The following is a 12882-nucleotide window of genomic DNA, read 5'->3' on the forward strand; positions in this document are numbered from 1 at the left end:
CGGGTGCTCAAGGCGACCCTGAGGAGTTTCCTCGCGCACAAGGGGCGGCTCGCGCTGTCCGCGCTGGCCGTGATCCTGTCCGTGGCGTTCGTCGCGGGCAGTCTGATCTTCTCCGACACCGTCACGCGTACCTTCGACCGGCTGTTCGCCTCCACCGCCGCCGATGTGACGGTCCAGCCGAAACAGCTGGACCTGAGGTCGGCCCGGGTGAGCGGTTCGGTGCAGACGGTGCCGGCCGCGCTGCGGGACCGCGTGGCGAGGGTCGACGGCGTCGCGGCGGCCCGCGCCGAGGTGTCGGTGCAGAACGCCGTCGTGGTCGACGGCCACAACAGGTCCGTCGGCCCGACCACCGGCGCCCCGACCATCGCGATGGCCTGGTACGTCACCCACCGCAGCCCGGTGAAGCTCACCTCCGGCCACGCCCCGCACGGCGCCGGGGAGGCGCTGCTGGACGCCGACACGGCCGGCAAGAAGCACGTACGGATCGGTGACACGCTGACCGTGCAGGCGCAGCCGGGCACGTTCCGGGTGCGGGTCGTCGGCATCGCCACCTTCACCACCACCAACCCCGGCGCGGCCCTGGTCTTCCTGGACCCGGCGGTGGCGGGCCGTGAACTGCTCGGGTCCGCCGCCCGAGCGACCAGCATCGCGGTGGACGCGGCCGAGGGAGTGTCCGACGCGGAGCTCAAACTGCGCGTAGGCCGGGCGATCGGCACCGGCACCTACGACCTGAAGACCGCGAACGAGCAGGCCAAGTCGGCGGCCGCCAGCCTCGGCACGTTCCTGGACGTGATCAAGTACGTGATGCTGGGCTTCGCCGGTGTCGCCCTCCTCGTCGGCGTGTTCCTCATCGTCAACACCTTCTCCATGCTGATCGCCCAGCGCACCCGCGAGCTGGGTCTGCTGCGGGCCCTCGGCGCGGACCGGCGGCAGGTGCGGCGCTCGGTTCTCGCGGAGGCGCTGCTGCTCGGGCTGGTCGGTTCCACGCTCGGCCTCGCGGCCGGGATCGGGCTGGCGCTGGGGCTGATCCGGCTGATGAGCGCGTTCGGGATGAACCTGAAGGCCACGGAGATGGTCATCGGCTGGGGCACGCCCGTCGCGGCGTACGTCGTCGGTCTCGGCGTCACGTTCGTGGCCGCCTATCTGCCCGCACGGCGCGCGGCGGCCGTCTCGCCGATGGCGGCGCTGGTGGACGCCGAAGTCGCCGGTGTGGGCAAGCCGTTGCGGACACGGGCGATCGTCGGTGCGGTCATCGGGGCGGTCGGCGCGGCGGCGCTGGCCGGGTGCGCGGCGGCCACGAAGACCGCCCAGGCGGCCTCGCTGCTCGGTCTCGGCGTGGCCCTGACCCTGATCGCGACCGTCGTCGCCGGTCCGCTGCTGGTGCGGCCGGTGATCCGGGTGCTGGGCGCGGCCTTCCCCGCGCTGTTCGGCCCGGTCGGCCTGATGAGCCAGCGCAACGCCCTGCGCAACCCGCGCCGTACGGGCGCCACCGCGGCCGCGCTCATGGTGGGTCTGGCCCTGGTCGGCGGGATGTCGGTGGCGAGCGCCTCGATGTCCGCGTCGTTCGACCGGCAGATCGACAAGACGCTCGGCGCCGACTTCATCGTCCAGAACACCAACTTCACGCCGTTCACCAGGGAAGTGCGGGACACCGTGGCCCGCACCCGCGGCGTCGGGCTCGTCGTGCAGCAGCGGCTCACCCAGGTCGCCGTACGGCTGCCGAACGGCGGCCGGGTCACGACGGCAGCCGCCGCGTACGGCCCCCGGCTCGACGACGTCGCGCACATCACCTACGCGCAGGGCGGTTCACGGGCCGCTCTGGCGGACGGGCACCTCGCCATGGACGCCGACTACGCCAGGGACCACGGCGTGCGTGTCGGCAGCGTCCTCCCGGTCGACTTCCCCGGCGGAGGGCACACCGAGCTGACCGTCGCCGCGCTCACCAAGCAGGAGGCGGCCGAGGGCTTCGGCGCGCAGGGCGGCCTCTTCCTCGGCCTCGGCACGCTCGAGAAGTACGCGCCGGCCGCCCAGGACTCCGCGCTCTACGTCAACGCGGCCGGCGGCACGAAACCGCAGGACCTGCGGCCCCGCCTGGAGCGGTCGCTCAGGCCGTTCCCGCAGGTCCAGGTGCGCAACCAGACCGACTACAAGCAGCTCGTCCACGACCAGATCGCCGTCCTGCTCTACCTGGTGTACGCGCTGCTCGGACTGGCGATCGTCATCGCCGTGCTCGGGGTGGTCAACACCCTCGCCCTGTCGGTGGTGGAGCGCACCCGGGAGATCGGGCTGCTGCGCGCGATCGGGCTGGGGCGCCGCCAGTTGCGCCGGATGATCCGGCTGGAGTCGGTGGTGATCGCTGTGTTCGGCGCGGTCCTCGGGCTGGCGCTGGGGCTGGTGTGGGGCGTGTGCATGCAGCAGGTGCTGGCCCTGCGCGGGCTGACGGCGCTGGCGTTCCCCTGGAGCACGATCGTCGCCGTGGTGATCGGCGCGGCGGTGGTGGGCGTGGTGGCGGCCCTGCTGCCCGCGCTGCGGGCGTCGCGGCTGAACGTGCTGGCGGCGATCGCGCACGAGTGATGGAATCGCAGCGGTAGGCCAAGCCGCTTGTCCACGGGGAGAGTTGATGTCACGTCCGTTCCGCTTCGGGGTCAACCTGCTCACGCCCGCGCCCGCGGAGGAATGGCGCGCGAAGTGCCGGCGCGCCGAGGAACTGGGCTACGACGTCATCCTCGTCCCCGATCACCTCGGGATGCCCGCTCCGTTCCCGGCACTGGTCGCGGCGGCCGAGGCGACCCGCAGGCCCCGGCTCGGCACGTTCGTGCTCAACGCGGGGTTCTACAACCCGGCCCTGCTGGCCCGTGAGGTGGCGACCACGGACGCGCTCACCGGCGGGCGCCTCGAACTCGGACTGGGCACCGGGTACGTGCCGGCCGAGCACGAGAGCGCGGGCCTGCCGTACGGCTCGCCGGGTGAGCGCGTGGACCACCTGCGGCACACGGTGGCGGAACTCGGCCGGCTGCTCGGCTCCGGCGAACTCCCCCGCTCTCGGGTGCCGCTGCTGATCGGCGCCAACGGCGACCGGATGCTGCGGCTGACCGCCGAGCACGCGGACATCGCGGCCTTCACCGGAGCCCGGCCGGGCTCCGCCCCGGGATCGCTGGAGCCGCTCACCGCCGAGGAGCTGGACGAGCGGGTGGCGCGCTACCGGGGACTGGCGGCGGACCGGGCGCAGCCGACGGAGCTGAACCTGCTCGTCCAGCTCGTGGCGGTCACCGACGATCCGGAGCCCGTGCTCAAGCCGCTGCTGGAACGGCAGGCCCAGCTGACCCTGGACACCGCGCTGGCCCTGCCCATCGTGCTGGCCGGTCCGCTGGAGGAGCTCGTGGCGCGGGTGCGGGCGCAGCGCGAGCGGTTCGGTTTCTCCTATCTGACCGTGCTGGAGCCGTACATGGAGGCCTTCGCGCCGGTGATGGAGCGGTTGCGCGAGGAGTCCGCATGATGGAAATCCCTGCCCCGGACCCGGCTCCCGTGATGCGATCCTCACATGACCGACCTGCGGATACGCCCCGCTCTTCATGACGACCTCGATGCCGTGCTCGCCTTCTGGAAGACGGCCGCCGAGGGCACCAGCATCAGCGACGACCGGGACGGGGTGGAGCGGCTGGTGGCCCGCGACCCCGAAGCGCTGATTCTTGCCGAGCGAGACGGCGAACTGGTGGGCACGGTGATCGCCGGCTTCGACGGCTGGCGCTGCCATCTGTACCGGCTCGCGGTGCATCCGGGGCGGCGCCGGCAGGGCATCGCCTCGGCGCTGCTGGCCGCCGCCGAGGAGCGGTTCGTACGGCTCGGCGGGCGGCGCGTGGACGCGATGGTGCTGGTCCGCAACGAGACCGCGCACCACGCCTGGGGCGCCGCCGGTTACGGCCCGCAGGAGCACTGGCGGCGCTGGGTGAAGCCGCTCACCGACTGAGAAACCCACCCATCTTTGCCGATCCTTTACCATAGAGGGAGCACTCGGCCCTCTATGAAAGGTTGTGAGCGTCCGCCGATGGGCGAGCCTCCCAGTCCGCGCCACCGCGCGTCCCGTCGCGCCCTGTCCGATCATGGGACGGGGGTGACCCGATGACCGAAGTGCTGCTTCTTCTGGTGGCCATCCTGCTGTCCCTGGCCTGCGGCGCCTTCGTGGCGGCGGAGTTCTCGCTGACCACGGTGGAGCGCGGCGAGCTGGAGCGGGCCGCCGAACGCGGCGAGCGCGGCGCCGCGGGTGCCCTGAAGGCCGTGCGGAACCTGACCTTCCAGCTCTCCGGCGCCCAGCTCGGCATCACCGTGACCAACCTGGTCGTCGGTATGCTCGCCGAACCGTCGATCGCCAAGCTGCTCGCCGGCCCGTTCCGGGCGATGGGACTGTCCGGACCGACCGCGAGCTCGGCCGCCCTGGTGCTCGGTACGGCCCTGTCGACGGTGTTCCTGATGGTCGTCGGCGAGCTGGTGCCGAAGAACTGGGCGATCTCCGCGCCGCTGGCGATGGCCAAGCGGGTCGGTAATCCGCAGCGGTGGTTCAGCGCGGTCTTCCGGCCCTTCATCACGCACCTGAACAACATGGCCAACCGTGTCGTGCGCCGGTTCGGCATCGAGCCCGCCGAGGAGCTGGCCTCGGCACGCGGTCCGCAGGAGCTGGCGGCGCTCGCCCGGCACTCCGCCAAGGAGGGCGCCCTGGAGCCGGACACCGCCGAACTGTTCGTGCGGACGCTGAACCTGGCCGACCTGACGGCGGAGAACGTGATGACCCCGCGCGTGCAGGTCATCGCCCTCGAAGCCCAGGCGACCTGCGCGGACGTGGCGAACGCGACCCGGGCCACCGGTCTGTCCCGGTTCCCGGTCTACCAGGGCAGCCTGGACTCGGTCGTCGGCGTCGCCCACATCAAGGACGTCCTGGCCGTGCCGGCCGAGCAGCGCCGCCACCGCCGCGTCTCCCAGGTGATGCGCGAGCCGCTGCTGGTCCCCGAGTCCCTGACCGTCGACCGGCTGCTGGACCGGCTCGGCGGCAAGCGCACCATGGCCGTCGTCATCGACGAGTACGGCGGTACGGCCGGGGTGGCGACCCTGGAGGACATCGTCGAGGAGGTCGTCGGCGAGGTGCGGGACGAGCACGACCCGCACGAGACGCCCGACCTCGCCCCCGCCGGAGCGGACGAGCAGGGCCGGGCCCTGTACTCGGCCGACGGCTACGCCCGCACCGACCAGCTCGCGCGTGTGGGACTGCGGATGCCCGAGGGGCCGTACGAGACCCTGGCGGGCCTGGTCGCGACCCTGCTGGGCCGGATACCGGTGACCGGGGACACGGTCGAGGTCGCGGGCTGGCGGCTGGACGTGGTGGACGCCACGGGCCGCCGGGCGTCACGGGTGCTGCTGCACGCGCCTCTGGACGACGAGCGGGCCGACGAGACCGCGGAGGGGGCGCGATGACCGCCGTACAGCTGCTGATCGGTCTGGCGACCCTCGTCGTCAACGCCTTCTTCGTCGGCGCCGAGTTCGCGCTGATCTCCGTACGCCGCTCGCAGGTCGAGCCGCTGGCCCAGGAGGGCGACCGGCGCGCGAGGAGCGTGCTGTGGGGCCTGCAGCACGTCTCCGCGCTGCTGGCCGCCGCCCAGCTCGGCATCACGCTGTGCACGCTGGTCCTGGGTGTCGTGGCCGAGCCGGCGATCGCGCATCTGCTGGAGCCGGTGTTCCACGCCCTCGGTGTGCCCCTGAGCGCGGGTCACGCCGTGTCCTTCGTGATCGCGCTGACCCTGGCGACCTATCTGCACATGCTGCTGGGCGAGATGGTCCCGAAGAACATCGCGCTGGCGGAGCCGGTGCGCAGCGTGCTGCTGCTCGGACCGCCCCTGGTCGCACTGTCCCGGACCCTGCGCCCGGTGATCTTCACGATCAACGCCTTCGCGAACGGCCTGCTGAAGCTGCTCAGGGTCGAGGCGAAGGACGAGGTCGCGGCCACCTTCACGGACGCCGAACTCGCCGAGATCGTCAAGGACGCCAGCCAGGCGGGTCTGATCGACGACCGGGCGCAGGAACGGCTGCACGACGCCCTGGAGCTGGGCAGCCGGCCGGTGCGGGATGTCGTGGTGCCGCTGAAGCGGGTGGTGTACGCGCACATGGGCGTCACCCCGGAGCAGCTGGAGCGGCTGTCGGCCGACTCGGGCTTCTCGCGGTTCCCGGTGGTCGACGTGGGCCGCCGGATCGTGGGCTATCTGCACGTCAAGGACGCGCTGGACGCCTCACCGCGGGACGTGCCGTTCCGGCTGCGGGACATGCGGCCCATCGCGCGCGTACGGGAGCGGACCCCGCTGGACGACGTGCTCACCGCGATGCGCGGCAGCCGTACGCATCTCGCCGCGGTCCTCGGCGACGACGGCCGGCTGGCCGGCCTGGTGACCATGGAGGACGTACTGCGGGAGCTGTTCGGCCAGCCCGCGTGAGCCTCCGGCGGCTCCGACCGGGCCGCCCGGCCGGGGTCCGGTCGGGCGGCCCGGTCGGGCCCGGTCCTGTGGTGAGGCCGGGCGCTCCCGGGGAACGGCCGCGAGCCGGTTCCAGGGGTTTCCGGGGTGACCGACCGGCGGGTATGGAGGCGGGATACCATCGCTCACGCCATGCAGACGAATCCCACACCTCCCCCTTACAGCAGCCTGGTCGCGGTCGGTGACTCCTTCACCGAAGGCATGTCGGACCTGCTGCCCGACGGCTCCTACCGGGGCTGGGCCGACCTGCTCGCCGCGCGGATGGCCGCCCGTACGCCGGGCTTCCGGTACGCCAACCTGGCCGTGCGCGGGAAGCTGATCGGACAGATCGTCGACGAGCAGGTCGACGTGGCGGCGGCCATGAACGCCGATGTCATCACGCTGGTCGGCGGGCTCAACGACACCCTGCGGCCCAAGTGCGACATGGGTCGGGTGAAGGGCCTGCTGACCGAGGCCGTGGAGCGGCTGGCCCCCGCCTGCAAGCAGCTGGTGCTGATGCGCAGCCCCGGCCGCCAGGGCCCGGTGCTGGAGCGGTTCCGGCCGCGCATGGAGGAGCTGTTCGCCTGCGTCGAGGAGCTGGCCGGCCGGCACGGCGCGGTCGTCGTCGACCTGTACGGGGCGCCCGCCCTCGGCGACCCCCGGCTGTGGGACGTGGACCGGCTGCATCTGACGGCGGAGGGGCACCGCAGGGTCGCCGAGGCCGTGTGGCAGACGCTCGGGTACGACCCGGAGGACACCGACTGGCATGTGCCGATGCCTGCCACGATGCCGCCGAACTGGGTGACGCGCCGGGTGGCGGACGCGCGGTTCGCCCGTGAGCACCTGCTCCCCTGGATAGGCCGGCGCCTGACCGGCCGCTCCTCCGGGGACGGCCGCCCGCCGAAGCGTCCGGAGCTGCTGCCGTACGAGGCCCAGGCGTAGCCTCACGCTCATGACCACCCGTGTGATCAACGTCCGGGGCCGGATCCACGAGTTCGGTCCCCGGCTGGAACACGCACCCGCGGATGTCGTGTACGTCGGCCGCCGCTGGACCATGGGCGGCTGGGATCTGCCCCGGCACCGGCTGTACAACCCCTTCGCGTACGACACCCCGAAGAAGAAGCGGGACGGCACCCGGGCCGAGGTCATGGCCATGTACCGGGCCTATCTGCTGGAGCGCCCGGAGCTGCTGGAGTCGGTCGAAGAGCTGCGGGGAAAGACGCTGGCGTGCTGGTGCGCGCCGGAGCTCTGCCACGCGGACGTGCTGGCGGAGCTGGCCGACGCCGAGGACCCCGCGGAGTCGGCCGGCAGCGACAGGTGACGCGGCTCTCGTAGCTTCCGCCGAACAGGGGCGTGGCGCTGGCCTGCACGAATCGCCAGTAGAATCTGGTCACGTGACTTCTGCCGCGCCCGCCAAGCCCCGCATCCCGAACGTCCTCGCCGGACGCTACGCCTCCGCCGAGCTCGCCACGCTCTGGTCCCCCGAGCAGAAGGTGAAGCTGGAGCGGCAGCTCTGGCTCGCCGTGCTCCGCGCCCAGAAGGACCTGGGCATCGAGGTGCCGGACGAGGCGATCGCCGACTACGAGCGTGTCCTCGGCACCGTCGACCTGGCCTCGATCGCCGAGCGCGAGAAGGTCACCCGCCACGATGTGAAGGCGCGGATCGAGGAGTTCAACGACCTCGCCGGGCACGAGCACGTGCACAAGGGCATGACCTCCCGCGACCTCACCGAGAACGTCGAGCAGCTGCAGATCCGGCTCTCGCTGGAGCTGATGCGCGACCGCACCGTGGCCGTGCTGGCGCGCCTCGGCAAGCTGGCCGGCGAGTACGCCGAGCTGGTCATGGCCGGCCGCTCGCACAACGTGGCCGCGCAGGCCACGACGCTGGGCAAGCGTTTCGCCACGGCGGCCGACGAGCTGCTCGTGGCGTACGGCAGGGTCGAGGAGCTCCTCGGCCGCTACCCGCTGCGCGGCATCAAGGGCCCGGTCGGCACCGCGCAGGACATGCTGGACCTGCTCGGCGGTGACGCGGCGAAGCTGGCCGAGCTGGAGAACCGGATCGCACGGCACCTCGGCTTCTCGCAGGCGTTCACCTCGGTCGGCCAGGTCTACCCGCGCTCGCTGGACTACGAGGTCGTCACCGCCCTGGTGCAGCTGGCGGCGGCGCCGTCCTCGCTGGCCAAGACGATCCGGCTGATGGCCGGGCACGAGCTGGTCACCGAGGGCTTCAAGCCGGGCCAGGTCGGTTCCTCCGCCATGCCGCACAAGATGAACACCCGCTCCTGCGAGCGCGTCAACGGCCTCATGGTCATCCTGCGCGGCTACGCCTCGATGACCGGCGAGCTGGCCGGCGACCAGTGGAACGAGGGCGACGTGTCCTGCTCGGTGGTGCGCCGGGTGGCCCTGCCGGACGCCTTCTTCGCCCTCGACGGCCTGCTGGAGACCTTCCTGACCGTGCTGGACGAGTTCGGCGCCTTCCCGGCGGTCGTCGCCCGCGAGCTGGACCGCTACCTGCCGTTCCTGGCCACCACCAAGGTGCTCATGGGCGCCGTCCGCGCCGGCGTGGGCCGTGAGGTCGCGCACGAGGCGATCAAGGAGAACGCCGTCGCCACCGCGCTCGCGATGCGCGAGCAGGGCGCCGAGCGCAACGACCTGCTCGACAAGCTCACCGCCGACGACCGCCTGCCCCTCGACCGCGACCAGCTGGCCGCGCTGATGGCCGACAAGCTGTCCTTCACGGGCGCCGCGGCCGATCAGGTCGGCGTGGTCGTCGGCCGGATCGAGGAGATCGTCAAGCAGCACCCGGAGGCCGCTGGGTACACCCCCGGAGCGATCCTCTGACCACCTCTGCCCCCTCTCCCCGTTCGCCCCGCTTCACCCAGGCGGAACTGGAGGCCGCCCGCGACCGTCTCGTACCGGACGTCGTCGCGGACGGCCTCCGGGTGCTCTTCTGCGGGCTGAATCCCTGAGAAATACCAACACTCCGCTCCGTGATCCAGGCACGTGAAAGACCCCGCCCTATCCGCCGGTGGAGGGTTGGCGGACGGGCGGAGTCCTGCAGCGCGTTTGCCCCTGGGACATCGCTTACGTGGTCGGTGGGGCCGTATCCCGGCGGCTCCCCGTGCGCCCGCCCTGGCTGTTCTGACTGGACAGGGCGCGCCTCCCGTCGCCGTCGGGTCGCTCAACCTGTGCGAAGACGTCCACTACGGCCTGTCCAAGGGCCTCGCGCGCGTAATCGGTAAACCTCTTGCGAGCAAGAGCAAGAGCCTCCATAGCCCGTTGATGCTCCTCGCGCATCTCCGAAGTCCAGCGTTCGCCGACGGCCCACGCGACGACGCGCTGCCAGCCATTCCTCGCCGGCCGCGAGGCAGTGCTGGTACCGACGAGGTCCATGCACTTGCCGACGACATCATTGGCAAGCCGCACACCCTCCTGATCGCACCGGGTCCACAGTTGCGACAGGGCCGCGTGCAACGGCTGAAGATCCTGTGCTACCCAGTCATGCAGTTCTAGAGGATCTACGGGCTTCCGAAGGCGCACGGCGACATCTAGCCCCTCCGAGAGCCCCGACCGCAGTCTCATCGTTTCACCCATTGCCTGCGCCCGCGTCGCCACGGCTAGGGACCTCGTCAGTAGCTCCAGGACCGCTGCATGCAGTGCGTCTCGGTCGCTCGCCTTGCCACGCAGCCGCTCCTGAAACCACACAACACCCCACGACCCCATAGCGGTAAGGAACGAGGCGCCTAGGGCCGCGGTAAGTGCTACTTGGGCATCAGTCACAGGCGCCACAGTACGACGAAGAAAGCACCGCTCGTCCGCCGGTGGGGGAGGCGGACGAGCGGGGCCGAGTGGACCCGCTCGGTCAGACGGCTCGGGGCTGCTGACCGGAGCGGGCGTTCTTGGGCCTGGAGTTCCAGGGATGATGCGGGCAGGTGCAGCGGTGGACGAGCAAGATGCCACCGCCATGTGGAAGAGGGATGTCCTGGGTCTGACGGCAGTCGCTGTGCAGACCCTTATAGCCCGGCCGCTGAGCCAGCGCGCACTCGGCAGACATGCCCGAGGTGTCGATGGCGGTCTCGCTCACGGGAAGATCCACCCGCTGCTCACCGAGTTCATCACGCGGGTTCGCTCGCGCATCGCCTCCAGCCGCTCCTCATCCGTGGCGAGGCGGACGCGAGCAGGGTCGGCGTCCCACTCGCGCCCGCCGGCCACTGGCCGCAGCTGAACGGCCGGGCCCACGTGGCCCATGACGTACCCGAGCTTGTTGCTCTGGGTGTCGACGACCAGGGTGCCGTCCGGGTGCTCCTCTTGTCGTTCTGCCATCACTCGCAGCCCCCTCGCCGAAGTGCCTCCGCCAGCTGCACGGCCACATCGGCGCGGACCCGGCCCAGCTCGACGAGCTTCAGGTCTGGTGACGCGAGTTCGACGCCGAGGGAGGGGAGGACGATCCCGACTTCGGTCAGGGCTGTCCGGAGCGTCTCTACCGCCGTGTACGGGTCGACGTCCAACTTCTTCTTCGTGGCCATGAACGGGACGGTAGGAAGGGGGCGTTGCCTGTCGCGAGAGAGATTTCTCATTCTTTCTCCCAACTTCCCTTGTCTGTCTAGAAATTTCTCGCGAAGCTGGCAGTGCGGTGTAGTCCCGGGCGGCTGCGCCTGGCGATGCTTAGTGGATCAATCCCCCAACGAAGGGAACCACCATGGCCCGACGGCTGCGCTTCAACGGCACGGGCAGCGGCGAGGGAGGCTGTCCGGCGATCCACGAGGATCTCGACACCGGCGAGGTCATCGTGCAGGGGCGCCCCCTTACCGATCCTGCCGACCTGAGCCAGCTTCAGTACTTTGACTCCGAGCGGGAGGTGGCCGTCGTCGTGCCGCGCAACACGCTCGTCGACTTCGGTCCTCGCGACGAGACGCCGAGGTCCATCGACCTCACCGCCTTCGGCAAGCTGTTCGAGAACTTCAAGCACACCGCGCGTCGGATCGAGACCCGGCGCCGTTACGCCTCGGACGAGAGCACCGAGACGTACGGCCAGTTCACCCGCGGCGAGACTCCCACGTGGGACATGGACACTCCCTGGTGCCACACGATCCGCCGCAAGGTGGCCCAGGGCGCACGCGTCGAGCGCGTTCGTATCGTCGACCGCCCGGCAACCGACGGGCAGCGCTACCTGCTGGCGCATGCAGAAAAGAACACCGCGCTCGGCGAGAAGATCCATAACCTGTGGCGCGAGGACGCGGAACGCCTGCACCTGCCGGAAGAGGACTTCTGGGTCTTCGACTCGCGTCTGGTGGCCCGGCTCGTCTTTGACGAGGAAGACAACCTGATCGGTGCTGAGCTGATCACCGAGCCCGCGGCCGTCAACCGCTACCTCCAGGTCTGGGACGCGGCATGGCACTATGCGATCCCGTACGAGCAGTTCGCGGCCCTGGTGGCGGCGGAGGATTAGGCAGGCACAACCGTTGAGCACCGACTACCAGCAGGCGCGCGAGGGCCTGGGACTGCGACTGCGAGAGCTGCGGCTCACCGCGCCTGACGGTCGGCTCACCGGAGCACAGCTCGCCGAACGCCTGGGCTGGCCCGCCTCGAAGGTCTCCAAGCTAGAGCTGGGGAAGCAGACGGCCACCCCTGAGGATCTGCGCCAGTTCGCTGACGCGGTCGGCCAGCCCGGGGCGTACGAGGAACTCCTCTCAAGATTGCGCGGGTTTGAGTCCCAGATACGTTCCTGGCGGCGTCAGCTGGCCGCAGGCCACCGCCCCGTGCAGGCGGCCCATAACCACGCGCAGGCCAAAGCCAAGGTGCTGCGCGCATGGGAATCATCCTGGGTCGTGGGCATCCTCCAGACTCCCGGCTATGCCCGCGCCATCCTGCGCCACTTCGCGCAGCTGCACGGTTCGCGGCTCGACGACCTTGAGGACGCCGTCGCCGCCCGTATGGAGCGTCAGCGGCTGCTGTACGAGCCGGGGCGCAAGTACCACATCATCCTGTCGGAGTCGGTGCTGCGGCACCTGGTATGCCCGCCGGCCGACCTGGCCGCCCAGCTCTCTTACCTGTCCGGCGTCATCGGTCTGAAGACCGTCGAACTGGGCATCGTACCGTTCAGCGCCTCGATGAAGCTGCCGCCCGGCGCAGGCTTCTGGGTCTACGACGACCGCCAGGTGGTAACCGAGACTTGGCACGCTGAGCTGTGGATGGATGACGAGGCCACCGTGGCGACCTACCTCAGGGCATGGAAGACCTTGCAGCAGTCAGCGGTGTACGGAGTTGACGCTCAGAACACCATCAACGTGGCGCTACGAGCGCTCAATTCACGCTGAGTGGCTAGCTCTACTCCTGAATGAGCTAGCACGCCACCGCGGCAGTCTCGCCGTCCATCAGAGCCCACGAGGTGA

At 70.7% G+C, this 12882-nt stretch carries 13 protein-coding genes; 10 read left to right on the top strand and 3 right to left on the bottom strand.

The window, feature by feature from the left end:
• Positions 1–3: 3 nt before the first annotated feature.
• The 8 genes from ACQPXS_RS10005 (at position 4) to purB (ending at position 9331) form a co-directional block, all read left to right on the top strand.
• Positions 4–2574 carry an ABC transporter permease gene (locus ACQPXS_RS10005; protein WP_433448927.1) on the top strand — a complete coding sequence of 857 codons (2571 nt, stop codon included), beginning with the start codon at positions 4–6 and terminating at the stop codon, positions 2572–2574.
• 46 nt (positions 2575–2620) lie between these two features.
• Positions 2621–3496, top strand: a complete 876-nt coding sequence (locus tag ACQPXS_RS10010) for an LLM class F420-dependent oxidoreductase (RefSeq protein WP_433448929.1) — start codon at positions 2621–2623, stop codon at positions 3494–3496.
• Between the two features lie 45 nt (positions 3497–3541).
• On the top strand, positions 3542–3967 hold the full coding sequence (locus ACQPXS_RS10015; protein WP_433448931.1) for a GNAT family N-acetyltransferase: 426 nt from the start codon (positions 3542–3544) through the stop codon (positions 3965–3967).
• Between the two features lie 152 nt (positions 3968–4119).
• The gene (locus ACQPXS_RS10020) at positions 4120–5463 is read left to right on the top strand and encodes a hemolysin family protein (protein WP_356305573.1); all 1344 of its coding nucleotides are present in this window, start codon (positions 4120–4122) and stop codon (positions 5461–5463) included.
• On the top strand, positions 5460–6473 hold the full coding sequence (locus ACQPXS_RS10025; protein ID WP_433448933.1) for a hemolysin family protein: 1014 nt from the start codon (positions 5460–5462) through the stop codon (positions 6471–6473). The genes ACQPXS_RS10020 and ACQPXS_RS10025 overlap by 4 nt, the downstream gene beginning before the upstream one ends.
• 171 nt (positions 6474–6644) lie before the next feature.
• Positions 6645–7433, top strand: a complete 789-nt coding sequence (locus ACQPXS_RS10030; protein WP_351807875.1) for an SGNH/GDSL hydrolase family protein — start codon at positions 6645–6647, stop codon at positions 7431–7433.
• Positions 7434–7443: 10 nt separating this feature from the next.
• Positions 7444–7812, top strand: coding sequence for a DUF4326 domain-containing protein (locus tag ACQPXS_RS10035; protein ID WP_433448935.1), 369 nt, complete (start codon positions 7444–7446; stop codon positions 7810–7812).
• Between the two features lie 73 nt (positions 7813–7885).
• Positions 7886–9331: an adenylosuccinate lyase gene (purB, locus tag ACQPXS_RS10040; protein ID WP_433448937.1), complete on the top strand. Its 1446-nt coding sequence runs from the start codon at positions 7886–7888 to the stop codon at positions 9329–9331.
• A gap of 243 nt (positions 9332–9574) precedes the next feature.
• Here purB and ACQPXS_RS10045 read toward each other — a convergent pair whose 3' ends face one another.
• The 3 genes from ACQPXS_RS10045 to ACQPXS_RS10055 all read right to left on the bottom strand — a co-directional run bounded on the left by ACQPXS_RS10045 (position 9575) and on the right by ACQPXS_RS10055 (position 11016).
• On the bottom strand, positions 9575–10270 hold the full coding sequence (locus ACQPXS_RS10045; RefSeq protein WP_433448939.1) for a hypothetical protein: 696 nt from the start codon (positions 10268–10270) through the stop codon (positions 9575–9577).
• A 300-nt stretch (positions 10271–10570) separates the two neighbouring features.
• Entirely contained in the window at positions 10571–10813 is a 243-nt protein-coding gene (locus tag ACQPXS_RS10050) for a hypothetical protein (RefSeq protein WP_433448941.1), read from the bottom strand.
• Positions 10813–11016, bottom strand: a complete 204-nt coding sequence (locus tag ACQPXS_RS10055) for a hypothetical protein (RefSeq protein ID WP_433448943.1) — start codon at positions 11014–11016, stop codon at positions 10813–10815. Before ACQPXS_RS10055 ends, ACQPXS_RS10050 begins: the two co-directional genes overlap by 1 nt.
• 173 nt (positions 11017–11189) lie before the next feature.
• On the opposite strand from ACQPXS_RS10055, the gene ACQPXS_RS10060 reads away from it, so the two are divergent.
• The gene (locus ACQPXS_RS10060; RefSeq protein ID WP_433448945.1) at positions 11190–11939 is read left to right on the top strand and encodes a DUF6879 family protein; all 750 of its coding nucleotides are present in this window, start codon (positions 11190–11192) and stop codon (positions 11937–11939) included.
• Positions 11940–11952: 13 nt separating this feature from the next.
• A complete protein-coding gene (locus ACQPXS_RS10065; protein WP_433448947.1) occupies positions 11953–12807 on the top strand; it encodes a helix-turn-helix domain-containing protein in 855 nt (284 codons plus the stop codon).
• Positions 12808–12882: the final 75 nt, after the last annotated feature.

It is taken from the genome of Streptomyces sp. CA-142005 (genome assembly GCF_050942335.1).
Lineage (GTDB): Bacteria > Actinomycetota > Actinomycetes > Streptomycetales > Streptomycetaceae > Streptomyces.

What these genes read in the sequence shown, in the direction of transcription:
- ACQPXS_RS10015 (WP_433448931.1), top strand. Translation starts at nt 3,542, where the DNA reads ATGACCGACCTGCGGATACGCCCCGCTCTTCATGACGACCTCGATGCC.
- ACQPXS_RS10030 (WP_351807875.1), top strand. Translation starts at nt 6,645, where the DNA reads ATGCAGACGAATCCCACACCTCCCCCTTACAGCAGCCTGGTCGCGGTC.
- ACQPXS_RS10050 (WP_433448941.1), bottom strand. Translation starts at nt 10,813, where the DNA reads ATGGCAGAACGACAAGAGGAGCACCCGGACGGCACCCTGGTCGTCGAC.
- ACQPXS_RS10035 (WP_433448935.1), top strand. Translation starts at nt 7,444, where the DNA reads ATGACCACCCGTGTGATCAACGTCCGGGGCCGGATCCACGAGTTCGGT.
- ACQPXS_RS10020 (WP_356305573.1), top strand. Translation starts at nt 4,120, where the DNA reads ATGACCGAAGTGCTGCTTCTTCTGGTGGCCATCCTGCTGTCCCTGGCC.
- ACQPXS_RS10060 (WP_433448945.1), top strand. Translation starts at nt 11,190, where the DNA reads ATGGCCCGACGGCTGCGCTTCAACGGCACGGGCAGCGGCGAGGGAGGC.
- ACQPXS_RS10010 (WP_433448929.1), top strand. Translation starts at nt 2,621, where the DNA reads ATGTCACGTCCGTTCCGCTTCGGGGTCAACCTGCTCACGCCCGCGCCC.
- ACQPXS_RS10055 (WP_433448943.1), bottom strand. Translation starts at nt 11,016, where the DNA reads ATGGCCACGAAGAAGAAGTTGGACGTCGACCCGTACACGGCGGTAGAG.
- ACQPXS_RS10025 (WP_433448933.1), top strand. Translation starts at nt 5,460, where the DNA reads ATGACCGCCGTACAGCTGCTGATCGGTCTGGCGACCCTCGTCGTCAAC.